This is a genomic window from Qipengyuania intermedia, assembly GCF_019711615.1.
Lineage (GTDB): Bacteria > Pseudomonadota > Alphaproteobacteria > Sphingomonadales > Sphingomonadaceae > Qipengyuania > Qipengyuania intermedia.
In genome coordinates this window covers 778,533-801,328 of record NZ_JAIGNS010000001.1, presented here as the reverse complement: position 1 = coordinate 801,328, position 22,796 = coordinate 778,533, and the positions used below count along the sequence as shown (strand labels likewise).

The 22,796-nt window shown below is 62.8% G+C and carries 16 protein-coding genes; 9 read left to right on the top strand and 7 right to left on the bottom strand.

Annotated features, from left to right (window positions below; genetic code table 11):
- Positions 1-10 precede the first annotated feature (10 nt).
- The 5 genes from K3179_RS03960 to K3179_RS03940 are packed head-to-tail and all read left to right on the top strand — an operon-like array spanning position 11 to position 6,582.
- Positions 11-721: an OmpA family protein gene (locus tag K3179_RS03960; protein ID WP_247712791.1), complete on the top strand. Its 711-nt coding sequence runs from the start codon at positions 11-13 to the stop codon at positions 719-721.
- Positions 722-736: 15 nt separating this feature from the next.
- Complete coding sequence (locus K3179_RS03955; RefSeq protein ID WP_247712790.1) at positions 737-2,140, top strand: TolC family protein; 1,404 nt, start codon at positions 737-739, stop codon at positions 2,138-2,140.
- Positions 2,141-2,162: 22 nt separating this feature from the next.
- Positions 2,163-4,307 carry a type I secretion system permease/ATPase gene (locus tag K3179_RS03950; protein WP_221562564.1) on the top strand — a complete coding sequence of 715 codons (2,145 nt, stop codon included), beginning with the start codon at positions 2,163-2,165 and terminating at the stop codon, positions 4,305-4,307.
- A complete protein-coding gene (locus K3179_RS03945; RefSeq protein WP_221562563.1) occupies positions 4,304-5,320 on the top strand; it encodes a cell wall hydrolase in 1,017 nt (338 codons plus the stop codon). The genes K3179_RS03950 and K3179_RS03945 overlap by 4 nt, the downstream gene beginning before the upstream one ends.
- Positions 5,317-6,582 carry an HlyD family type I secretion periplasmic adaptor subunit gene (locus tag K3179_RS03940; RefSeq protein WP_221562562.1) on the top strand — a complete coding sequence of 422 codons (1,266 nt, stop codon included), beginning with the start codon at positions 5,317-5,319 and terminating at the stop codon, positions 6,580-6,582. Before K3179_RS03945 ends, K3179_RS03940 begins: the two co-directional genes overlap by 4 nt.
- A gap of 18 nt (positions 6,583-6,600) precedes the next feature.
- Here the strand turns inward: K3179_RS03940 and K3179_RS13560 are convergent, their stop codons facing one another.
- Positions 6,601-7,503 carry a transglutaminase-like cysteine peptidase gene (locus tag K3179_RS13560; RefSeq protein ID WP_221562561.1) on the bottom strand — a complete coding sequence of 301 codons (903 nt, stop codon included), beginning with the start codon at positions 7,501-7,503 and terminating at the stop codon, positions 6,601-6,603.
- 229 nt (positions 7,504-7,732) lie between these two features.
- Between K3179_RS13560 and K3179_RS03930 the strand changes: the two genes are divergently transcribed.
- Positions 7,733-8,275, top strand: coding sequence for an acyloxyacyl hydrolase (locus tag K3179_RS03930; RefSeq protein WP_221562560.1), 543 nt, complete (start codon positions 7,733-7,735; stop codon positions 8,273-8,275).
- Positions 8,276-8,367: 92 nt separating this feature from the next.
- On the opposite strand, the gene K3179_RS03925 is transcribed toward K3179_RS03930, so the two are convergent.
- The 6 genes from K3179_RS03925 to K3179_RS13500 all read right to left on the bottom strand — a co-directional run bounded on the left by K3179_RS03925 (position 8,368) and on the right by K3179_RS13500 (position 11,104).
- Positions 8,368-8,769 carry a hypothetical protein gene (locus K3179_RS03925; RefSeq protein ID WP_221562559.1) on the bottom strand — a complete coding sequence of 134 codons (402 nt, stop codon included), beginning with the start codon at positions 8,767-8,769 and terminating at the stop codon, positions 8,368-8,370.
- 171 nt (positions 8,770-8,940) lie between these two features.
- Positions 8,941-9,318, bottom strand: coding sequence for a 50S ribosomal protein L7/L12 (rplL, locus tag K3179_RS03920; protein ID WP_100260321.1), 378 nt, complete (start codon positions 9,316-9,318; stop codon positions 8,941-8,943).
- Positions 9,319-9,396: 78 nt separating this feature from the next.
- The gene (gene rplJ, locus K3179_RS03915) at positions 9,397-9,912 is read right to left on the bottom strand and encodes a 50S ribosomal protein L10 (RefSeq protein WP_221562558.1); all 516 of its coding nucleotides are present in this window, start codon (positions 9,910-9,912) and stop codon (positions 9,397-9,399) included.
- Positions 9,913-10,190: 278 nt separating this feature from the next.
- On the bottom strand, positions 10,191-10,418 hold the full coding sequence (locus K3179_RS03910) for a helix-turn-helix domain-containing protein (protein WP_090477482.1): 228 nt from the start codon (positions 10,416-10,418) through the stop codon (positions 10,191-10,193).
- Positions 10,418-10,954 carry a DUF2975 domain-containing protein gene (locus K3179_RS03905; protein WP_221562557.1) on the bottom strand — a complete coding sequence of 179 codons (537 nt, stop codon included), beginning with the start codon at positions 10,952-10,954 and terminating at the stop codon, positions 10,418-10,420. The genes K3179_RS03910 and K3179_RS03905 overlap by 1 nt, the downstream gene beginning before the upstream one ends.
- 21 nt (positions 10,955-10,975) lie before the next feature.
- Positions 10,976-11,104 carry a hypothetical protein gene (locus tag K3179_RS13500; RefSeq protein ID WP_269800151.1) on the bottom strand — a complete coding sequence of 43 codons (129 nt, stop codon included), beginning with the start codon at positions 11,102-11,104 and terminating at the stop codon, positions 10,976-10,978.
- A 608-nt stretch (positions 11,105-11,712) separates the two neighbouring features.
- On the opposite strand from K3179_RS13500, the gene rpoB reads away from it, so the two are divergent.
- The 3 genes from rpoB to K3179_RS03890 all read left to right on the top strand — a co-directional run bounded on the left by rpoB (position 11,713) and on the right by K3179_RS03890 (position 22,789).
- On the top strand, positions 11,713-15,894 hold the full coding sequence (rpoB, locus tag K3179_RS03900; protein WP_221562556.1) for a DNA-directed RNA polymerase subunit beta: 4,182 nt from the start codon (positions 11,713-11,715) through the stop codon (positions 15,892-15,894).
- A 61-nt stretch (positions 15,895-15,955) separates the two neighbouring features.
- Positions 15,956-20,284, top strand: coding sequence for a DNA-directed RNA polymerase subunit beta' (rpoC, locus tag K3179_RS03895; RefSeq protein WP_221562555.1), 4,329 nt, complete (start codon positions 15,956-15,958; stop codon positions 20,282-20,284).
- Positions 20,285-20,446: 162 nt separating this feature from the next.
- Positions 20,447-22,789, top strand: coding sequence for a putative bifunctional diguanylate cyclase/phosphodiesterase (locus K3179_RS03890; protein WP_221562554.1), 2,343 nt, complete (start codon positions 20,447-20,449; stop codon positions 22,787-22,789).
- Positions 22,790-22,796: the final 7 nt, after the last annotated feature.

The window sequence follows — 22,796 nt, the reverse complement described above, 5'->3', positions numbered from 1 at the left end:
GGAACTTGCAATGAAGAAAATAACAGCGGTATTCACGCTGGCAGGAGCTGCGGTAGGGCTGACGCCCTCCGCGGCTTTCGCGCAGGATGACCTGATGGCGCTCGGCATGGACGAGCTCCGCTCCGAAGTACAGCGGCGCTACGACGCAGGTTTGGCGATGACGAACGACGCTTCAGTCGTGGCCGCCAACGACCCGCGCTACATCTGGGCCAGCGAAACCAAGGCCCAGTGCGGCATCGCTCTCGGCTATCTCAAGTCCAGCACGCGAGACGAGGTAAGCCTCTCGCGTTGCGCACTCGCCTACGACATGATGCAGCGTGCCCCGCGCCCGCGCGTCGAACCGGCACCGCTACCGACGCCGCAGCCGGCGCCGGAAGTGTGCAACCGCGACGCGCCGGGGCTGATCTTCTTCGAATTCGATTCCGCCACGCCGCAGCAGGATGCGGTCGAGACGGTCCAGTACGTCGTCGAGAATGCACCCGCCTGCGACTGGAACAGCTTCACCGTGATCGGCCATACCGATCGCGCCGGTAGCAATGCCTACAACGAAGGCCTTTCGCAGCGCCGCGCCGAAGCGGTGGCGAATTTGATGGCGAGCCGCGGTATCCCGGCTTCCAGCATCACGACCCAGGCACAGGGCGAGGAATCGCCGCGTGTGCCGACTGCCGATGGCGTGCGCGAGTTGCAGAACCGCCGCGTCGAAATCCAGGTCAGCGAATAAGAGGGGGGACGAATAATGCGTACGACAACCCTAGCAATGACCGCAGCGCTCCTGCTTGCAGGCGCAGCTCCGGCAGCCATGGCGCAGGATGCTGTGACCGAAGCCGTCACCATGCAGGAGGCGATCACGATTGCGATGCAGTCGAACCCGCAGATCCTGCAGGCGCAGTACAACAAGGAGGCGATCGAGTTCGAACGCCGCCAGGCGCAAGGTCTGTACTTGCCGCGCGTGAACATCGAAGCCAGCGCGGGTATCCGCCGCCTGGAGAACAATACCCGCCGCACGCTGGGTATTGCTGACGAAGAGCTCTATCCGCTCGAGGCCGGGATCACCGGAGAATGGACCGTTTTCGACTTCGGTCGTCGCCGCGGCGAACTTCTGCGGCAGGCGGCGCGCGTCGATGGCGCCTCGCTGCGCGTGCTCGAACGCTCCGAGTTCATCGCCTTGCAGATCGCCCGCCAGTACCTTGACGTCCTGCTGCAGCAGCGCGTTGTCGCTGCCGCGCGTGACAATGCGGCGTTTCACCAGTCGCTCGTGACGGACCTGTCGCGCGGCGTCGATGAAGGCTCGATCTCGATTGCCGACCAGCAACAGGCGGAAGAGCGCCTGCAATCGGCGCTGGTCCGTAGCGAGGAAGCGGGGCTCGAACTCGAGAACGCCTATATCTCGCTGCGTCGTCTCACGGGGCTCGACGTATCGGCGGCAACCCTGCCGCCGAACCTTGCCAGCGCGATGCCGCCGGACTTGCCGAGCGCAATCGGACTTGCGCGGATCAACAACCCGCTGGTGCGTGAAGCGCAGGCCGATGTTGATGCCGCGAACGCCCTCGTCGATTCCGCGGAAGGCGACCTGTGGCCCACGATCGGCCTCGAAGCGCGTGGCCGTGTCGGTGAAGATATCGACGGTTTCCGCGGCGAAACGAACGACATCCAGGCCCGCGTCGTGCTGCGCTGGGATGTGTTCGACGGCGGGATCAACCGTGCCAAGCTGCAGGAAAACGTTCGGCAGGCAAGCCTTGCCCGCTACGCCCTGCATGACCGCCAGCGCGAAGCGGAAGAAGACGTTCGCCTCGCTTGGCAGCAGCTTTACACCCAGCGCCGCGTGACCGAACAACTCGCGCGCCAGAGCCAGGTGAGCGACGACCTGCTGCTGTCGTATCGCAGCCAGTTCAACATCGGCCGCCGCTCGCTGCTCGATGTGCTGGATGCGCAGAATACTAGGTTTAACACCCAGGTACGTCTCGAAACGGCACGCTTCTCGCAATTGTTTGCGCAGTACCAGACGTTAGCTGCTACAAACCAGTTCCTAGATGCGCTGAGCATTGCACCGGGTGCCGGTGCGATGGAGCAGGAACGCCAGCGGTTCGATTATGGCCCGCCGGTAGAGGCCGAGCTGCAAAGGCGCGTCGACGGAGATTGACACGCTAAGGCTCGTGGAGGCCATGGAACAAACGGTTTCAGAACAGATCGACGGGCGGGTCCTTGATCCGCTCGTCGAGTGCGTTGCAGAAGGGTCCCGTCGTTACGGGCTTCCCTTCGCACGCGACCTGTTGGCGCAGCTACCGCGCAACCGTGACGGTCTGCTTCCCCTCCACCAGGCTCCTGCCGCGCTCGAACTTGCAGGGCTGAATTACGATATCGAGAAGCGGCGCAAGCTGCCTTCGACGGCGAAGGACCTGCCTGCCATCGTCGCGCTGGGCGAGCGGCAATACGTCCTGCTGCTCGACACGCAGGGCGACGAATTGCTCGTCTGGCGCCCCGAGTCAGGTAGCGAAATCTGGGAAGCACGCGACGGCATCGCAGACGCTTTTTCCGGTACGCTGATCCCGATCCATGGCGATCCGGACAAGATGCGCACCGACGAAGCGCCTTGGCATGCCAAGGCCCGCCAGCATTGGTTCTGGGGCGAACTGCGCCGCGAACGCAGGTCGTTCATGCCGGTGTTGCTTGCCTCGCTGCTGATCAACCTGCTCGCGGTCGCGTTGCCGATTTTCACGATGAACGTCTACGACCGTGTCATCCCGAACCAGGCGCAGGAAACGCTCTGGGTACTGGGCACCGGGGTGGTCCTGGCCTTCGCACTCGAATTTGCCCTGCGCCGCGCGCGCACCTCTATCGTCGACGAGATTGCGCAGCGTCTGGACCTCAAGCTCAGCCAGAAGATTTTCTCGCGCCTGCTCGCCGTTCCGCTGTCGGAGCGCAAGGGACATACCGGATCGCTTGCGGCACGCGTGGCGGAATATGCCGTGGTGCGCGATTTCTTCGCATCGACGTCGGTCGTGCTCGTCGTCGACGTTGCCTTCCTGCTGGTTTTCGTCGGGGTCATCGCAATCATCGCCGGCTGGCTCGCGCTGGTCCCGCTGACGATCATCTTCGCCATGATGATCGCCGGCTACATACTCCAGAAGAAAGTGGTCGAAGCCTCGCAGGATGCGCAGGCCGATTACGGATTGCAGCAGACCCTGCTGGTAGAATCCCTGACCGGCGCTGAAACGCTGAAGGCGATGGGCGGCGAGGGCGGGATGCTGTCCCGCTGGCACCAGTTGGCCGAAATCGGCGGACATTCCCAATTGCGCCTGCGGTCGATCAACTCTCTGGCTGTGGGCCTTGCCCAGGTCTTCCAGCAGATTTCGACCGTGTCGCTGATCATCGGCGGCTATTACCTGTTCGCTTCCGGACAAATCACCATGGGCGCTATCATCGCTATCGTGATGCTGGCTTCGCGCTCGCTGGCGCCCGCCGGGCAAATCGCCTTCCTACTGACACGGGGACGGCAGGCCCAGGAAACGCTCGGCAGTATCGAGCGCCTGTTCGAGGGCGAGGACGAGCGCCGCCTGGGCGCCAGCGTAGCCCCCGCAGCTATTCGCAACCCGCGCATCGAATTCCACAATGCCGAGTTCGCCTATGACGAGAATGCGCAGCCCGCGCTCTCCGGTCTCAACCTGACGATCGAACCGGGTGAGCGCGTGGCGCTGGTCGGGCGGGTTGCATCGGGCAAATCCACGCTCGGCCGCCTGCTGTGCGGACTATACCGGCCCACCGGCGGCGCCATGCTCGTGAACGGTATCGACGTGCATCAGTACCGCCCCCAGCAGTTGCGGGATGCGCTTGGTTTCGTCGGCCAGGACGCCGCGCTTTTCTCGGGCTCCGTCCGCGACAATCTGACGCTGGGCCGCATGGGTATCTCGGAAGAGGACTTGCAAGCTGCGATGCGCGCCACCGGGGCGGACTTCTTCCTGTCCCGCGACAGCGGCGGTTTCGATCGTGCGGTGGGCGAAGATGGTCGCCAGCTTTCCGGCGGCCAGCGTAGTTTCCTCGCGCTCACCCGCGCCATGGTCGCCCCGCGCGAGTTGTTGTTCCTGGACGAACCGACCGGCGCGATGGACAGCGATACCGAGAAGATGTTCGTCGACCGTCTCGGCAATTCGCTCGATAAGAAACAGACGCTCGTCATCGCAACCCATCGTCCGGCGCTCTTCTCGATCTGCGACCGCCTGATCGTGCTCGACCGTGGCCGCGTGGCAGCGGACGGCCCCGTTGCTGAGGTCCTCGCGAAAGCGGGTGCAGCTAAGGGAGCGGCATCATGACTGCTGCTACTGTCACCAAGGCGCGCCGTTTCGGCGCTCTCGCATTCCTGGCGCTGGCCAGCCTGCTCGTCGGCACCTCGTCCCTGCTCGCGCCCGCCAATTCGGCACAGGCGATGGCGAAGCTCGCCCCGTCGCTCCAGCGGGATATCGCCGAGATGACTACCGGGGCGGTCGAGATCGAGGAATTGGGCGCAGCCCAGATCGTCGATGCCCAGAGTCGCAATCTCGCCATCCCGATGATGAAGGCGCGACTGGAAACCGCCGGCCGCTTTGCCGGCATTCCGATGAGTTCGGCGTCGTACAAGACGGCCAACCAGTGTCTTGCGCAAGCCGTCTATTACGAGGCTGCACTCGAGCCGGAGAAGGGCCAGCGCGCAGTAGCGCAGGTCGTTTTGAACCGGGTGCGGCATCCAGCCTATCCCAACACGGTCTGCGGCGTCGTCTACCAGGGCTACAACCGCCCGGTCTGCCAGTTCAGCTTCACCTGCGATGGCGCCTTGACCCGTACGCCGCAGGCGAACCTGTGGAAGCAAGCCAAGGCAATCGCTCGCGACGCGCTCGCAGGGCATGTCGTTGCCGATGTCGGTACCGCGACGCATTACCACGCCGATTATGTGGTCCCGAAATGGGCATACACGCTCGGCAAGATCACCCAGATCGGGCGGCATATCTTCTACCGCTTCCCGGGTTCGCCCGGCCGGGCCGCCAGCTTTTACCGCGGCTGGGGCGGCAGCGAATACCTCCCGCAGGTCGATTTCGAGCGGTTCCGTCTCGCGGCGCAGGCTGAAGAACAGGTTGTCATGGAAGAGACGTTTACGCCGGGGCTGACCGTAGCGCCCGACGTCAAGGACCGCCATGCCGCAGCCGATGTCGGTGGCCGCATCGATACAACCAAGACCTGGCGTCTCTCCATTCCCGACCCGGTTTCTGCGAGCGCGGGATACCGCTCGACGCTTACCGAGCAGGGTGAGGCTGTTGCGCAGCCAGACATGCCGAACGGGACCATGCCATGAAGTTGGGAGCAAGCTGGCGCACCATGCCCGCCGCACAGCGCCTGATCGTTATTGCAGCCGTGGGTATCGCGCTGCTGTTTGCATGGGCGGCCTTTGCACAGGTCGACCAGATCACGCGGGGTACGGGAAAGGTCATCCCTTCCAGCAAGGCGCAACTCGTCCAGCCGGCGGAACCCGCAGTGGTGGCGGAAATCCTCGTTCGCAACGGGCAGAGCGTGAAGAAGGGCGACCTGCTCGTGCGGCTCGACGATACGCAGTCGTCTGCCGCGCTCGGCGAGCTCCAGACCGAAAACGAACGACTGGCCGCACGCGCACAGCGGCTCGATTCCGAGGCTTCCGGTGGCCAGATCGGGTGCGAACCGGGCACGGCGTGCGCGGAAGAAGCGCGACTGGCGCAGGCGCGGCGGGCGACGGCGCGTGCCCGCGAGAGTTCGCTCGCATCGGCGGTCGAACAGCGGCGCCGCGACCTGTCGGAAGCGCAGGCAACCGCGCAAAGCCTCGAGAGCAGCCTTCGCCTGGCGCGCGAGCAGGTCGAGATGCTGCGCCCGCTTGCAGCGCAGAACATCGTTCCGCAGACCGACCTGCTGACAGCCCAGCGCGAGGTCGTCGATCTGCAGGGCAGGCTTGCAGCCGCAAGACAGGCAGCGGGCAGAGCTTCGGCTGCAATCAGCCAGGCGCAGGCCGATCTCAGCCAGGCACGGGCCGATTTCCGCCAGCAGGCACTGGCCGAACGCAGCGAAGTCACCACGCGTATCGCGGTCAATGAAGAGAGTATCCGCGGTGCCTCAGCGCGGCGCGACCGCAACGAATTGCGCGCGCCGTCGGACGGGATCGTCAACGATCTTCAGGTCACCACGCAAGGGGGCTTCGTGGGTGCAGGCGAACAGATCATGCAGATCGTCCCCGTGGGCGACAGGCTGCTGATTGAGGCCCGTATTTCACCGAGCGACCGAGCATTCGTCAAGGTGGGCGACAATGCAAACGTCAAGGTCACCGCCTATGACTTCTCGATCTACGGCGGGATCAAGGGGCGCGTTGCGCAGGTGAGCGCGGACAGCATTTTCGACGAGGTCGAGCGCGAGGCCTATTATGCAGTCGTCATCGAAACCGACCGGGCATTCATCGAGAAAGGCGGCGTCCGCCTGCCGATCGTGCCTGGCATGATCTGCGATGTCGAAATCCTGACGGCACGCCGGAGCGTCTTGTCCTATCTGTTCAAGCCGGTGAACCGCGCTTTCGACAGGGCCATGACCGAGCGCTGAGCGCGCTCAGCCACGATCTCAATATCCGTGGAGCCAGCTCTGCCTGGCGCCGAGGCTCATGACCGGGCGATAGCCGTGGTCGGCACGGGCATCGAGCGGTGCATCACCGACATTGTCGAGCATGAGATAGCCCTCGTCGGTCTTTACCAGCAAGACGGCGTGATCGCGGCGGCGAATGAGGTCGCGCGCCAGCGTCAGGATCATGTCTTCCCGCGAGATGCCTGCAGCAGCGAGCAATTCCATCTTGAGAAGCGCGAAATCCTCGCAATCGCCCTTGCCGAGGCGCAGTGTGGTTCCCGCATCGGCCCAATAGTCGGCGCGGCCGAACAGCTCGCGGTCTTCGGCATGGGCAATGCTGCGATTGACCCAGCGGTTGACCGAGGCGACCAGCGCCTTCTGGTCGACACGCGGCGCGCCGATAGCGGCGAGCGTCGGGCCGAGGTTCGTGCGTGCGCGGCTGACCCTGGCGAAAGCGCTGTCGAAGCTTGTCGACCCGACTGGTACCAACTTGCTGCCAAGGATGCGGTCCTCTGCGCCACCCACTGCCGGAGCAGCTGCCATCGGCGGCTGGGCTGTAGGGCGGGGCATGAAAGACAACGGCTGGACTGGATCGAACACGGCGCGCGCTGCGAAGGGGCTCGCGACGCCGCAGCCAGCCTGTCTCGCAGGTGCGGGGCCGGCAGCCGGTTCGAGCGGCTGGGCCGGAGAGCCTGCAAACAACGGATGGTCTTCCCGGTTTTCCTGCTGTGCGCGAATGGCGTCGAGGGCGCTTGCCTGACCGAGAATGGCTGTGGTCTTGCTCTGCCGCGATAGTGTCGCACCCGATCGTGCGGCAGCGGCAGGCTGAACCGCATCGCAATCGGCAGCACCCGCGATGCCGGGAGCGGCGGCGAGGAGGATCTGAGGGCTTGCTGCTTGCACTGGCGTCGCCAATATTGCCGCGAACCCGGCGCCAGCGAGGGCGAGGGTTATGCCGGATCGTGAACGGCGGGGCAGGTTGGGCGCATCGACCATGCCCTCCCAGCTAAAGCGTTGCCGTCAAGACGAGGTTTCGCGGTCTGGTTAACGCCGCGCAAACCTTTCTCGCTTCAGCCAGCGGAAAGTATGGCGCGATTAGCTTCCTGCCATTCCAGACGATCAAGGACCTGCAATGCGCATTCGACTACCGGCGATGCTGGCTGCAACCCTCGCCCTCGGCCTTCCTGCCACCGCCCAGGCGGACGAGATCTATGGCGGCGGCTATGCGCACGGCGTCGATACGCCTTTCACCTTCGATACGGGCGAGGGCGGAGCCGACCTGCAATTGGGGTACCGCTTCGACCCGATCGCCGGGCTGGAGGGCCTTGGCGGGCCGCAGCCCTACGTCTTCGGCTCGGTCAACTCCGACGGCGATACGAATTTCGCAGGCGTGGGCGTGAGCTGGAAAGCGGAGCTCGGCAAGGTCTACCTGCGCCCGGGGGTCGGGCTGGTGATCCACGATGCGCCCGAGCTTCGCGTCGATCCCGCAACCGAAATGCGCACCGATCTCGGCAGCCGCGTCCTGTTCGAACCGGAAATTGCGATCGGTGTGGACCTCGACCCGCGGTGGTCGATCGAGGCTAGCTGGGTTCACATCAGCAATGCGCGCCTGTTCAATTCCGAACAGAACCCCGGCATCGACATGATGGGGCTACGGCTGAATTACCGCATGTAAGAAGGTCATGAATCAGGTGCGGAGCGGCCAATGACGATGCTTGTTTTACGCACTTTGGAAGGTGGCTACCGCGGGCTCCGCCTAGACGCAGATCAGGTTTCAGGTTGCGAGAAATATCTGGAACTTGCCGGATCGTCAGCCAGCTTCTCGCAACGCGACTGCCAATAGCGGTTGTTGCGCCATACATTCTCCGGCGAGTGCTGCATAAGCTTGTCGCGGGCATGACGGTCCAGCGCTCTTTGCCATTCAAAATCGATCCTGGACTTCAGACTGGATTGAACTTCGGTCTCGTCCAATCCTGCAGCAATGGCGCTTTCCTGCGCAGATTCGATCCAGTCCGAGATACCCTTCCGGTCGACGGAGAAGCCCAGCTGCTCGCACGTCTGGAAGGAGGCCGTGGCAAGCGCGATCGTCTCGACCTGCTCCGAATAGGCCATTGATGGCGTGCTAAGTCCCATAGCCAGTATTGCTACCGCGGATGTAAGAACGGTCATGTCTCGTCTCTCCCGGAAAGGCGCAGACTTTCTAAGCCAAACTGAGACTTAAGTAAAATTTCGCCCTCCGTTCGTCAGCGGCACTTGTGCATGGGACGAAAAAGGGCGGCACCTTGCGGTACCGCCCTCTCGTGATCTCTCGGGTGAGAGACCGAAGCGTAAGCGAAAAGCTTACTTGAGCTCGACGGTACCGCCGGCTGCTTCGATCTTGCCCTTGATTTCTTCGGCTTCAGCCTTGTTGACGCCTTCCTTGAGCGCCTTGGGAGCGCCTTCGACAAGAGCCTTGGCTTCGGTGAGGCCGAGACCGGTGATGGCGCGGACTTCCTTGATGACCTGGATCTTCTTGCCACCGTCGCCGGTGAGGACGACGTCGAATTCGTCCTTTTCTTCAGCAGCAGCTTCGCCTGCGCCGCCGCCGGCGGGGCCAGCAACAGCAACAGCAGCAGCGGCGCTAACGCCCCACTCTTCTTCAAGTGCCTTGGCAAGCTCAGCGGCTTCCATGACAGTCAGCTTCGACAGTTCTTCAACAAGCTTGGCGATATCAGCCATGATGTTTCACTCCAATAAATAGGCCGGGGCGGATGATTGGTTTGCCCCGATGAATAAGTCGCGTTTGCGAGAGGTCTCTTACGCCGCTTCCTTGGCGCCATAGGCACCGAAGACGCGTGCGAGCATCGAAACGGGTTCCTTGACCGTGCGGACAACCTTGGTTGCCGGCGCGTTGAGGAGGCCCACGATCGTGCCACGCAGTTCGTCGAGGCTCGGCATCGAGGCGAGTGCCTTGACCCCGGCTTCGTCGAGCGCAACCGCTCCCATGGAACCACCGACGATTTCGAGCTTGTCGTTCGTCTTGGCGAAATCCACTGCCACCTTGGCAGCTGCAACCGGGTCTTCGCTGTAAGCGAGGGCGGTCGGGCCGGTCAGGTGGTCGGCGATACCGGTGTAATCGGTACCGTCGAGAGCGAGCTTGGCGAGACGGTTCTTCGCAACCTGGTAGGACGCACCGGCTTCACGCATCTTCGTACGCAATTCGGTCGACTGTGCGACCGTAAGGCCCAGGTTGCGGGTCACGACGACCACGCCAGCCTGGTTGAAGACTTCGTTGAGCTGGGCGACCGCATCGGCTTTCTGCGAACGATCCATGCCATACTCCTTCACTATGACCCCGCCGGATGGCTCCGCCGGGATCGGCTACGTTTGTCCATGCTGTCGAAACAACACGGGCGAGTCCGTTGATGGGGGAAGGAGTGCGCCATCTGGCGCGAAACGGCGGGCATCAAGCCTGCCGGAAAATCTCTTTTCCCCGTCTAGGCTGGAAATTAAGACCGGCAAATCCCGGTCACCAACTGTCTCGGACGGATGAGGGCGAATACAAAGAGACCCGCCTTCGCGGCGGGCCTCTAAGGATTTCGGGGGCTGAGTCAAGCATTCTCGTAGGAAAGCAGGTCTCCCGGCTGGCAATCCAGTTCCCGGCAAATGGCCGCCAGCGTCGAGAAACGGATTGCCTTGGCCTTGCCGGTCTTGAGAATCGAGAGGTTGGCGAGGGTCAGGCCGACGCGTTCGGCCAGTTCGGTGAGCGTCATGCGGCGTTCGTGCAGGAGGTCGTCGAGTTTGACCATGATGGTGGCTCCTTCGTCTTCGGCTGGCATCACACGGTCCCTTCGAGATCTTCGCGCATCGCGGCGCCGTGGCGGAATACGCGGGCGAGGATAAAGAGCACCAGCGCAATCAGGAGGCCGGTAATCGAAAGCTCGACATCGACGGTGAAGGTGTCCTGCTTCACCTGCTGCGCGATGAATACGGCGAGGGCGCTGGCGGGAAGCTTGAGCAATTCGATCGAGACGGCCAGCCAGCCCATCGTGCGCAGGCGGTCGGCGTTTTCGAGGATGAAGGGATCGCCTTCCCCGACCGAGCCGATGATGCGGCGAAGTATGCGCAGGAAGACAAATCCGATGGCGACCACGCTCGCGCCAAGGAAGAGGACGGTCGCGATCGTGGCGGCCACCGTTCCCGCGGCCACGGTGGCGGTCGGCAGCATCTCGTCGACGATATGGGCCTGGCTCATCAGGACTATCGGGATCGCGATCAGCAGGGCAACGAACGCCACGCCGAGAATACATTGAAAGATCAGGGCGACGATGCGCGCCGCCTTGAGCAGGCCGTCATTGGGAAGCGTCTGGGTCATGGCTGTCTCCTAAAGCAGGGGTCAGGCAATGGCCGGTGCGACCAGTACGGTCGTTTCGGCGAGCGGAACGGCGGTGACTGCCTGCAGCGAAAGGACCGTGATCACGATAGCGGCGGACACTGCGGCGAGGTGATTGGTGAAACGCGTCATTTATCGAACTCCTTGATCTTCAATATCGATAATCAATAAGGCGAGTCGCATTTATTGTCAATCGATAATATCGAAAAACGATAATAGACAACGTTTGAGGGCCTGCCCGGGTGACGAAGGCGACACCGTGTCGCCTTTGAAAAACCCCGGAATTGGCTGTTTTTCTGGGCCTTGGGTCGATCTGGCTTGGTTGACACATTCATCAATGGCGTTTGGCGGGGGAGGGCTTGGGGGTTTGAGAAGAGGGATGGTCGACTACAGGTGCGGGGCTTGTCTGGCCCACCGGCGCGTCAGTAGGAAAGCCTCTTCGCCAAGGTGCTTCCGCCGCCTTCGAACAGGCGTTTGACTTTCCCTTGCGCGCTTCCTACATGCTCCCCCGACCGCACGCTTCGAGCGAGTCCGATTCATGCGCGGGGATCGGAACCAGGATGGAAGCGGCGTTTCCATATCGCGACGTTCTCTAAGAGCTGCAGCCGCCGCCCGACCGGGTGTGCTTTTTCTGCGGCCTTTTTGCGTCTCGCGATTGGGCTCTCACGCGCATGAGACATCTATTGGCAACCCTGTCCGCGCGGGGTTGCAGGCACACGAAAAGAGGCACGAGCTCCTTTATGGCTACCAAGGCGAAGGCACCCCGCAACACATCGTCGGGCACCGCAAAGCGGCGTATCCGCAAGATTTTCGGCGACATCCACGAAGTCGTCGACATGCCGAACCTGATCGAGGTTCAGCGCGAGAGCTACGAACAGTTCCTGCGTTCGAACAAGGAGATCGATTACGTCTCCGGCCTCGAAAAGACGCTGCGCTCGGTCTTCCCGATCCGCGACTTCGCCGGCACCGCCGAACTCGACTTCGTGCATTACGAGCTCGAACAGCCGAAATACGACATCGTCGAATGCCGCCAGCGCGGCATCACCTACGCCGCGCCGATGAAGGTCACGCTGCGCCTGATCGTCTTCGAAGTCGACCAGGAAACCGAAACCCGCTCCGTCCTCGATATCAAGGAGCAGGACGTCTACATGGGCGACATGCCCCTGATGACGGACAACGGTACCTTCATCATCAACGGCACCGAGCGCGTTATCGTCTCGCAGATGCACCGTTCGCCGGGTGTGCTGTTCGACCATGACCGCGGCAAGACGCACTCCTCGGGCAAGCTGCTGTTCGCTGCCCGCATCATCCCGTACCGTGGTTCGTGGCTCGATTTCGAATTCGATGCCAAGGACGTGGTCAACGTGCGTATCGACCGCAAGCGCAAGCTGCCGGTCACCGCACTGCTCTATGCCCTCGGCCTCGATAGCGAAGACATCCTCGACCATTTCTACGACAAGGTCACCTGGAAGCGCGCCAAGGACGGCTGGGAACTGCCATTCGTCGCGGAAAACTGGCGTGGCCAGAAGCCGGCTTTCCCGCTGGTGGATGCCAAGACCGGTGAAGAAGTCTTCCCCGCAGGCCAGAAGATCAGCCCGCGTGCCGCCAACAAGGCTGCCAAGGACGGTCTGGAAACCCTGCTGCTGCCGACCGAAGAAGTCTTCGGCCGTTACGCCAGCGAAGACCTGATCGATGAAAGCACCGGCCGCATCTACATCGAAGCGGGCGATGAAGTCTCGGCAGAGAACCTCGAAGTGCTCGACGCTGCCGGCGTCGACAGCCTCGACCTGCTCGACATCGACCACATCACCACCGGTCCCTGGATCCGCAACACGATGAAGGTCGACAAGGCCGAAAACCGTGATGAAGGCCTGGAAGCGATCTACAAGGTCATGCGTCCCGGCGAACCGCCGACCAAGGAAACCGCAGAAGCGCTGTTCGAGGGCCTGTTCTTCGACGCCGAGCGTTACGACCTGTCGGCCGTTGGCCGCGTCAAGCTCAACATGCGTCTCGACCTCGACGCCGAAGACACCGTCACCACGCTGCGCAAGGAAGACATCCTCGCCGTGGTCAAGGAACTTGTCGACCTGAAGGACGGCAAGGGCGAAGTCGACGATATCGACAACCTCGGCAACCGCCGTGTCCGTTCGGTCGGCGAACTGCTGGAAAACCAGTACCGCGTCGGCCTGCTGCGCATGGAACGCGCGGTGAAGGAGCGCATGAGCAGCGTCGACGTGTCGACCGTGATGCCGAACGACCTGATCAACGCGAAGCCTGCCGTTGCCGCCGTGCGCGAGTTCTTCGGCTCCAGCCAGCTCTCGCAGTTCATGGACCAGACCAACCCGCTGTCGGAAGTCACCCACAAGCGCCGCGTTTCGGCGCTTGGCCCGGGCGGTCTCACGCGTGAGCGCGCAGGCTTCGAAGTCCGCGACGTTCACCCGACGCACTATGGCCGCATCTGCCCGATCGAAACGCCGGAAGGCCCGAACATCGGTCTGATCAACTCGCTCTCGACCTTCGCGCGCGTCAACAAGTACGGCTTCATCGAAACGCCGTACCGCGTGGTGAAGGACAACAAGGTCACCGACGAGGTGATCTACCTGTCCGCCATGGAAGAGCAGAAGCACACCGTGGCGCAGGCTTCGGCCGATCTCGATGCCAACGGCGGCTTCGTGGAAGAGCTGGTCTCGGCCCGCCAGGCCGGCGACAACCTCATGGCTCCGCGCGAAACCATCACGCTGATGGACGTCAGCCCCAAGCAGCTCGTCTCGGTCGGTGCATCGCTCATTCCGTTCCTGGAAAACGATGACGCCAACCGCGCACTGATGGGCGCCAACATGCAGCGCCAGGCCGTGCCGCTCGTCAAGGCGGAAGCGCCCTGGGTCGGCACCGGCATGGAAGAAACCGTTGCGCGCGATTCCGGCGCGGCGATCACCGCCAAGCGCGGCGGTATTGTCGACCAGGTCGATGCGACGCGTATCGTGATCCGCGCCATCGGCGATGTCGAACCCGGCCAGTCGGGCGTCGACATCTACACGCTCCAGAAGTTCCAGCGTTCGAACCAGAACACGTGCATCAACCAGCGTCCGCTGGTGAAGGTGGGCGAAACGGTCGCACCGGGCGACGTCATTGCCGACGGCCCCTCGACCGACCTCGGCGAACTGGCACTGGGCCGCAACAGCCTCGTCGCCTTTATGCCCTGGAATGGCTACAACTACGAGGATAGTATCCTCATCTCCGAGCGTATCGTGAAGGACGATGTCTTCACCTCGATCCACATCGAGGAATTCGAAGTCATGGCTCGCGACACCAAGCTCGGGCCGGAAGACATCACCCGCGACATCCCGAACGTCGGCGAGGAAGCCCTGCGCAACCTCGACGAAGCGGGCATCGTCTACATCGGCGCCGAAGTGCACCCGGGCGATATCCTGTGCGGCAAGATCACGCCGAAGGGCGAAAGCCCGATGACGCCGGAAGAAAAGCTCCTGCGCGCCATCTTCGGCGAAAAGGCCAGCGACGTGCGCGACACCTCGCTCCGCCTGCCGCCGGGCGTTGCCGGTACCGTCGTGGAAGTCCGTGTCTTCAACCGTCACGGTATCGAGATCGACGACCGTACGCGTGCCATCCAGAACGAGGAAATCGAACGCCTCCGCAAGGATGCCGCCGACGAACGCGCGATCCTCAACCGTGCGACCTACAACCGCCTGCGCGACATGCTGGAAGGCCAGACCGCTTCGGCAGCGCCGAAGGGCGTCAAGAAGGGCAGCGAGATCACTCTCGACGTCCTCGAAGGCATCGACAGGCACGAGTGGTTCAAGTTCGCCGTGGCGGACGACAACCGCCAGCAGCAGCTCGAAGCGGTGAAGACCCAGTACGACGAGAGCGTGAAGGTCATCGATGAAAAGTTCGAAGACCGTAAGGAAAAGCTCGAGCGCGGTGACGAACTCGCTCCGGGCGTGCTCAAGATGGTCAAGGTCTTCGTGGCCGTGAAGCGCAAGCTTCAGCCGGGCGACAAGATGGCCGGCCGTCACGGTAACAAGGGTGTCATCTCGCGCATCCTGCCGGTCGAGGACATGCCGTTCCTCGAAGACGGTACGCCGGTCGACATCGTGCTGAACCCGCTGGGCGTGCCTTCGCGCATGAACGTGGGACAGATCTTCGAAACGCACCTCGGCATGGCTGCCCGTAACATGGGCATGGAAATCGGCCGCCAGCTCGAAGAGTGGAAGGCCGCCAATCCGAACGCTGCCGAGGACTATGCCAAGGTCAAGCCGCCGGAAGCCGTGGTCGAACGCCTGAAGGAAACCTACGGCGACCAGTATCACGAAGCGATCGACAGCCGTTCGACCGAGGAAATCGTCGAACTCGCCGGTAACCTGCGCGCAGGTGTGCCGATGGGTACGCCGGTCTTCGACGGTGCGCGTGAAGGCGATGTGACCGTGGAACTGGAAAAGGCCGGCCTCGACGCGGACGGCCAGTCGGTCCTCTACGACGGCCGCACCGGTGAAGCGTTCGACCGCAAGGTCACCGTGGGCATCATCTACATGCTCAAGCTGCACCACCTGGTCGACGACAAGATCCACGCCCGTTCGATCGGCCCCTACAGCCTCGTCACCCAGCAGCCGCTGGGCGGTAAGGCGCAGTTCGGCGGCCAGCGCTTCGGTGAGATGGAAGTCTGGGCACTCCAGGCCTACGGCGCAGCCTACACGCTGCAGGAAATCCTCACCGTGAAGTCGGACGACGTGATCGGCCGTACCAAGGTCTACGAAGCCATCGTCAAGGGCGACGATACCTTCGAGGCCGGCATTCCGGAGAGCTTCAACGTGCTCGTGAAGGAAATGCGCAGCCTGGGTCTCAATGTCGAACTCAAGTCGCTTGCCGACGACGAAGACGACGACGGCCTCGCGATCGCGGCGGAATAGGGGAGCCCCGGCTCCCCTCCGCTTTCCGCCCAATTAGAAATACCCCTTGGGAAATTAAGTCATGAACGAACTGACCAAATTCACCAACCAGCTCGCGAAGCCCGAAACCTTCGACGAGATCCAGATCGGCATCGCCAGCCCCGAGCGTATCCGCTCGTGGTCCTTCGGCGAAATCAAGAAGCCGGAAACGATCAACTACCGTACGTTCAAGCCCGAGCGTGACGGCCTGTTCTGCGCGCGCATCTTCGGTCCGGTGAAGGACTACGAATGCCTGTGCGGCAAGTACAAGCGCATGAAGTACAAGGGCGTCGTCTGCGAAAAGTGCGGCGTCGAAGTCACCGTGACCAAGGTCCGCCGCGAGCGCATGGGCCACATCGAGCTGGCCGCTCCGGTCGCGCACATCTGGTTCCTCAAGTCGCTGCCGTCGCGCATCGGCCTGCTGCTCGACATGCAGCTCAAGCAGCTCGAGCGCGTCCTCTACTTCGAAAGCTACATCGTCGTCGAACCCGGCCTCACGCCGCTGGAGAAGTTTCAGCTGCTGACCGAAGACGAGATGCTCGAAGCGCAGGACGAATACGGCGAAGACGCCTTCTCCGCATCGATCGGCGCCGAAGCCGTGAAGATGATGCTCATGGATCTCGATCTGGAGCAGGAAAAGGAAGACCTGCTGGAAGAGCTCGCGATCACCAAGTCCAAGCTCAAGCCCGCCAAGATCATCAAGCGCCTCAAGGTCGTCGAAAGCTTCATCGAGAGCGGCAACCGTCCGGAATGGATGATCCTGGAAGTCGTGCCGGTCATTCCGCCGGAACTGCGCCCGCTCGTCCCGCTGGACGGTGGCCGTTTCGCGACGTCCGACCTCAACGACCTCTATCGCCGCGTCATCAACCGTAACAACCGCCTGAAGCGCCTCATGGAGCTGCGTGCGCCCGATATCATCGTGCGTAACGAAAAGCGCATGCTGCAGGAATCGGTCGATGCGCTGTTCGACAACGGTCGCCGCGGCCGCGTCATCACGGGTGCCAACAAGCGTCCGCTGAAGTCGCTGTCCGACATGCTCAAGGGCAAGCAGGGCCGCTTCCGCCAGAACCTTCTGGGTAAGCGCGTCGACTATTCGGGCCGTTCGGTCATCGTGACCGGCCCCGAACTCAAGCTGCACCAGTGCGGCCTGCCGAAGAAGATGGCGCTCGAACTGTTCAAGCCGTTCATCTACGCCCGCCTCGACGCCAAGGGTCTGTCGATGACCCTCAAGCAGGCGAAGAAGTGGGTCGAGAAGGAACGCAAGGAAGTCTGGGACATCCTCGACGAAGTGATCCGCGAGCACCCGGTTCTGCTGAACCGCGCGCCGACGCTTCACCGTCTCGGCATCCAGGCGTTCGAACCGGTCCTGATCGAGGGCAAGGCAATCCAGCTTCACCCGCTGGTCTGCGCCGCCTTCAACGCCGACTTCGACGGCGACCAGATGGCCGTCCACGTCCCGCTGAGCCTCGAGGCGCAGCTGGAAGCGCGCGTCCTGATGATGTCGACCAACAACATCCTCTCGCCCGCCAACGGCAAGCCGATCATCGTGCCTTCGCAGGACATGGTTCTCGGCCTCTATTACCTTTCGATGGAACGCCAGGAGAAGACGCCTGAATTCATCGAGGGCGACGACGGCGAGAAGCACGAGCAGCTGCCGCTGTTCAGCGACATGGCCGAAGTGCACCACGCCCTGGAAAACAAGGACGTGACCCTGCACTCCAAGATCATGGCCCGCGTCCCGCAGGCCGACGAAAAGGGCAAGGTCGAGATGAAGCGTTTCGTCACGACCCCGGGCCGCATGCTGATCGGCGAATGCCTGCCGAAGAACCACAAGGTTCCCTTCGACATCGTCAACCGCCTGCTGACGAAGAAGGACATCGCCGACGTGATCGACGAGGTCTATCGTCACACCGGCCAGAAGGACACGGTGCTGTTCGCCGACGCGATCATGTCGCTGGGCTTCCGCCACGCGTTCAAGGCCGGCATCTCGTTCGGCAAGGACGACATGATCATTCCGGAAAGCAAGGTGGGCATGGTCGAAGAGACCAAGGCGCTGGTTGCCGATTACGAGCAGCAGTACCAGGACGGCCTGATCACCCAGCAGGAAAAGTACAACAAGGTCATCGACGCGTGGAGCCAGTGCGGCGACCGCGTGGCCGAAGCCATGATGGAAGAGATCAAGTCGCAGCCGGTCGACAAGGACGGCAAGGAAGCGCAGATCAACTCGATCTACATGATGAGCCACTCCGGTGCGCGTGGTAGCCCCGCGCAGATGAAGCAGCTCGCCGGTATGCGCGGCCTGATGGCGAAACCTTCGGGCGAGATCATCGAGAACCCGATTATCTCGAACTTCAAGGAAGGCCTGAACGTCCTCGAGTACTTCAACTCGACCCACGGTGCCCGTAAGGGTCTCGCGGATACGGCGCTCAAGACGGCGAACTCGGGTTACCTGACCCGCCGTCTTGTCGACGTGTCGCAGGACTGCGTCATCGTCGAGGAAGACTGCAAGACCGACAATGCGCTGGAAATGCGCGCCATCGTCCAGGGCGGTAGCGTTATCGCCTCCATCGGTGAGCGTATCCTGGGCCGTACGGTTGCCGAAGACATCGTGAACGCCGCCACCGGCGAAGTGATCGTCAAGGCAGGCACGCTCGTCGATGAGCCGATGGTCAAGGCCATCGAGGAAGCGGAAACGCAGGTCGCCAAGATCCGCAGCCCGCTGGTCTGCGAAGCCAAGCAGGGCGTTTGCGCGACCTGCTACGGCCGTGACCTTGCCCGCGGTACTCCGGTCAACATCGGTGAAGCTGTCGGCGTTATCGCCGCGCAGTCGATCGGTGAGCCGGGCACGCAGCTGACCATGCGTACCTTCCATATCGGCGGTGCCGCACAGCTCAACGAAACGAGCCACCTTGAATCGATCTCTGACGGTAAGGTCGTCTACCGCGACATGCCGACCATCGTCGACAAGAAGGGGCGTATCCTGTCGCTCGCCCGCAACGGCGAACTGGCAGTCATCGACGCCGAAGGTCGTGAGCGCGAAATCCACAAGGTGCCTTACGGTACCGTGCTGATGCACAAGGATGGCGGCAAGGTGAAGGAAGGCGATCGCCTCGCGGAATGGGATCCGTTCTCGCTGCCGATCATCACCGAAACCTCGGGCGTGGTGAAGTTTCAGGACCTCATCGACGGTACTTCGATGGAAGAACGCGTCGACGATGCCACCGGTATCGCCCAGCGTGTTGTCACCGACATCCGCACCGGCGGTCGCGCGAAGAAGGAAGACCTGCGTCCGCGCCTGACTCTCTTCAACGATGCGGGCGACGAGAACGAAGCTGCACGCTACATGCTGGCACCGGGTACCGCGCTGTCGGTCGAAGACGGCCAACAGGTCGAAGCCGGTGACATCCTTGCGCGTGCTTCGCGTGAAGCTGCCAAGACCCGCGACATCACGGGTGGTCTGCCGCGCGTCGCCGAACTGTTCGAGGCCCGCGTGCCGAAGGACAATGCGATCATTGCCAAGATTTCGGGCAAGATCGAATTCGTCCGCGAATACAAGGCGAAGCGCAAGATCGCGATCGTTCCGGAAGAAGGTGATGCAGTCGAGTACCTGATCCCCAAGACCAAGGTGATCGACGTCCAGGAAGGCGACTTCGTCAAGAAGGGCGACACGCTGATCTCGGGCTCGCCGAACCCGCACGACATCCTCGATGTCCTCGGGATCGAAGCGCTGGCCGAGTATCTCGTGAACGAGATCCAGGAAGTCTACCGACTGCAGGGCGTGAAGATCAACGACAAGCACATCGAGGTGATCGTTCGCCAGATGCTGCAGAAGGTCGAGATCACGGACGGTGGCGACACCGTGCTGCTGCCGGGCGAACAGGTCGACCTGGAAGAACTGAACGAGACCAATGCGAAGCTCGGCCGGAACAAGGAGCCTGCGAAGGGCACCCCGATCCTGCTCGGCATCACCAAGGCCTCGCTGCAGACGCGTTCGTTCATCTCGGCAGCGTCGTTCCAGGAAACCACCCGCGTGCTCACCCAGGCTTCGGTCGAGGGCAAGAAGGACACGCTGGTCGGCCTGAAGGAAAACGTGATCGTCGGCCGTCTCATCCCCGCCGGTACCGGCGCGGGCATGAACCGGATGCGCGTGACCGCTTCCAGCCGCGACGCTGCGCTGCGTGCACAGTGGAAGAAGGCTCAGGAAGCGATAATCGCTGCCAACACCGCAGAAGAAGAGCACGAGGCGGAACTCGCCCAGGGCCCCGAAGCTGCAATCGGCGACGATCCGCTGGCGAGCATGGAAGGTGAAACCCACGGCACCGATGCCGATGCGGGCGATTACCTCAACGAAGAGGCCAAGGACGGCGAATGAGCCGGTCTTTCGGACCTGACCAGAATTGGCCCCGCCGGAGCGATCCGGCGGGGCTTTTTCGTGGATCGGCCGAAGCGAGCGTGTTGCCGCTATACATTTCTTCCCGGTTTCGGTTACAATGCAGGGGGATACGCGCGTTAGTGCGCGATAACCGGGGGCCGTATGGAAAGACCGACCGCGAACAGCGATGAGGTGCGCCGGCTGCTTCTTGCGCGCAGGCTGCGTGCTGTCATCGCGGGCAATACGCTGGCGACCGTATCGGCGCTTGCCTCCACCGCAGTCCTGATCGTCGGCTTTGACGAGGCGCCCTTGCGGGTGCCGCTGCTAGGCTGGGCCATCGTGACTGCCGTGCTGTTCACGGTCCGGGCTTATTTCATCGCGACGCTGGATCCCGAAGAGACGGACGGACAGGTGCTCGCCCGCGATTACCGCCGGGTCGTCGCCTGGATGATCGTAACCAGCCTCGCCTGGGCCACCGGCTTCGTATTATTCGCAACCATCGCCAAGGGGCTGGAGATCGCCCTCCTGGCTGTCGTCGGCACTGCCATGCTCGTGGGCGTCCTGCTCATCCATCGCGCCGTACCGGTCGCGGGATATGCCCACATAGCTCTCTTGCTGGGCGCGCTGATCGTGGCCGGATGGCTCAGCGTGGGCGCGCCCGCCCTACCGGTCGCCCTCGTGCTGCTTATCTATTCCTTCGCCCTGTGGACCGCAGTTGGCCGGATGGACGCCGCTTTCCGGAACGCCGTCCATGCAGATGTCGAACGACGGGAGGCCGGCGATACGGTCGCCATGCTCCTCAACGACTATGAAGAGCATTCGACCGACTGGCTGTGGAGCGCGGACGGCAAGGGCAGGCTGGGCGAGGTGAGCGAGCGCTTCGCCAAGGCGTGCGACCGGTCGGTAGAGGATCTGGAAGGCACGCCGCTACTCGACCTGTTCGATCCCGGCGAAGGGCGCGACCTGGTGGCGTGCCATATCGCCAGCAACAGCGCATTCCGCGACGTCGAGGTTGCCGCACCGGTCGGCGGAGATCTGAGATACTGGCAATTGTCCGCCCGTCCGCGCAGCGACGGCAGCCTGAGCGGCGTTGCCCGGGACGTGACCGCAGCTCGGCTTATCGAGCAGCGCGTCACCCTGATGGCGCATTACGACAACCTGACCAATCTCGCGAACCGCTACCTCTTCAACGAACGCCTGCGCGAATTGCTGGGCGATAACCGCTCGAGCGGGGCCAATGTCGCACTCTTTTATCTCGACCTCGACGATTTCAAGGCGATCAACGACACTCGCGGACACCTCGTCGGCGACCGGCTACTGCGCGAAGTTGCAGAGCGGCTGGCCTGCGAAGTCAGGGACGAAGATACCGTGGCGCGGCTCGGCGGCGACGAATTCGCAGTTCTCATCGAAACGCGTGCCGGGGACGGGCTTCTCATCGAGCGGGCCCATCGCTTCCTGTCGGTGATCCGCGCCCCGTACGAGATCGATGGCCAGACCTATCGTGTGTCGACCAGTGTCGGCGTGGCGCGGTGCCATGACGGCGATTGCGATGCGGAAGAACTGATGCGCCGCGCCGATCTTGCGCTTTACGCGGCGAAGAACAAAGGGCGCGACAATCTGGCGATCTTTGAACGCGCGCTGGACGAACAGGCGCGCGAAAGGCGCTCGCTCGAAGTAGATCTCGGCGAAGCGCTTGCCCGCGACCAGCTCCGCCTGCATTTCCAGCCGATCATCGAGCTGGAGACCGGGCAGGCCACCGGATACGAGGCGCTGCTGCGCTGGTACCATCCCGAGCGCGGCGTGCTGCTGCCAAGCGAATTCCTCTCCATTGCCGAGGAAACCGGGCTCATAATGCCGATCGGGGACTGGGTGATCCGCACGGCGCTTGCGGAAACGGCCGATTGGGCGGGGGATTTTCGCGTCGCGATCAACCTTTCCACGACGCAGGTGTCCGATCCCAAGCTCGTCGCCACGCTGGCCCAGGCGCTGCGCGAATCCGACTATCCGGCACATCGCGTCGAGCTGGAAATCACCGAACACGTCCTGATGGACCAGAGCGACGCCAATCGCGAAACACTCCTGCGTCTGCGCGAAATGGGCCTCAAGATCGCGCTCGATGATTTCGGAACCGGCTATTCCTCGCTCGCCTACCTGCGCCGTTTTCCCTTCGACCGCATCAAGATCGACCGGGCCTTCGTGCGCGATCTCAATTCCGACATCGGCAGCCAGGCTATCGTGTCGACGATCACGCGGCTGGCCGAAGCGATGGATATGGAAACCACAGCCGAAGGGGTCGAAGACCGCAAGCAGCTGGACCTGCTGCGCAAGCTCGGCGTGAAGGAAGCGCAAGGCTTCCTGATCAGCAAGCCCTTGCCGGCCGAGAACATCTCTTCCGTAACCATCGAGCCGGAACACGCGGCAGAAGCGCCGGTGGAGAAAGCCGTCATCGATTACCGGCAGGCGCGCAAGGCGGCCCTGAAACGCCGGGGAGGGCAAGCGGCCTAGCAAGCGC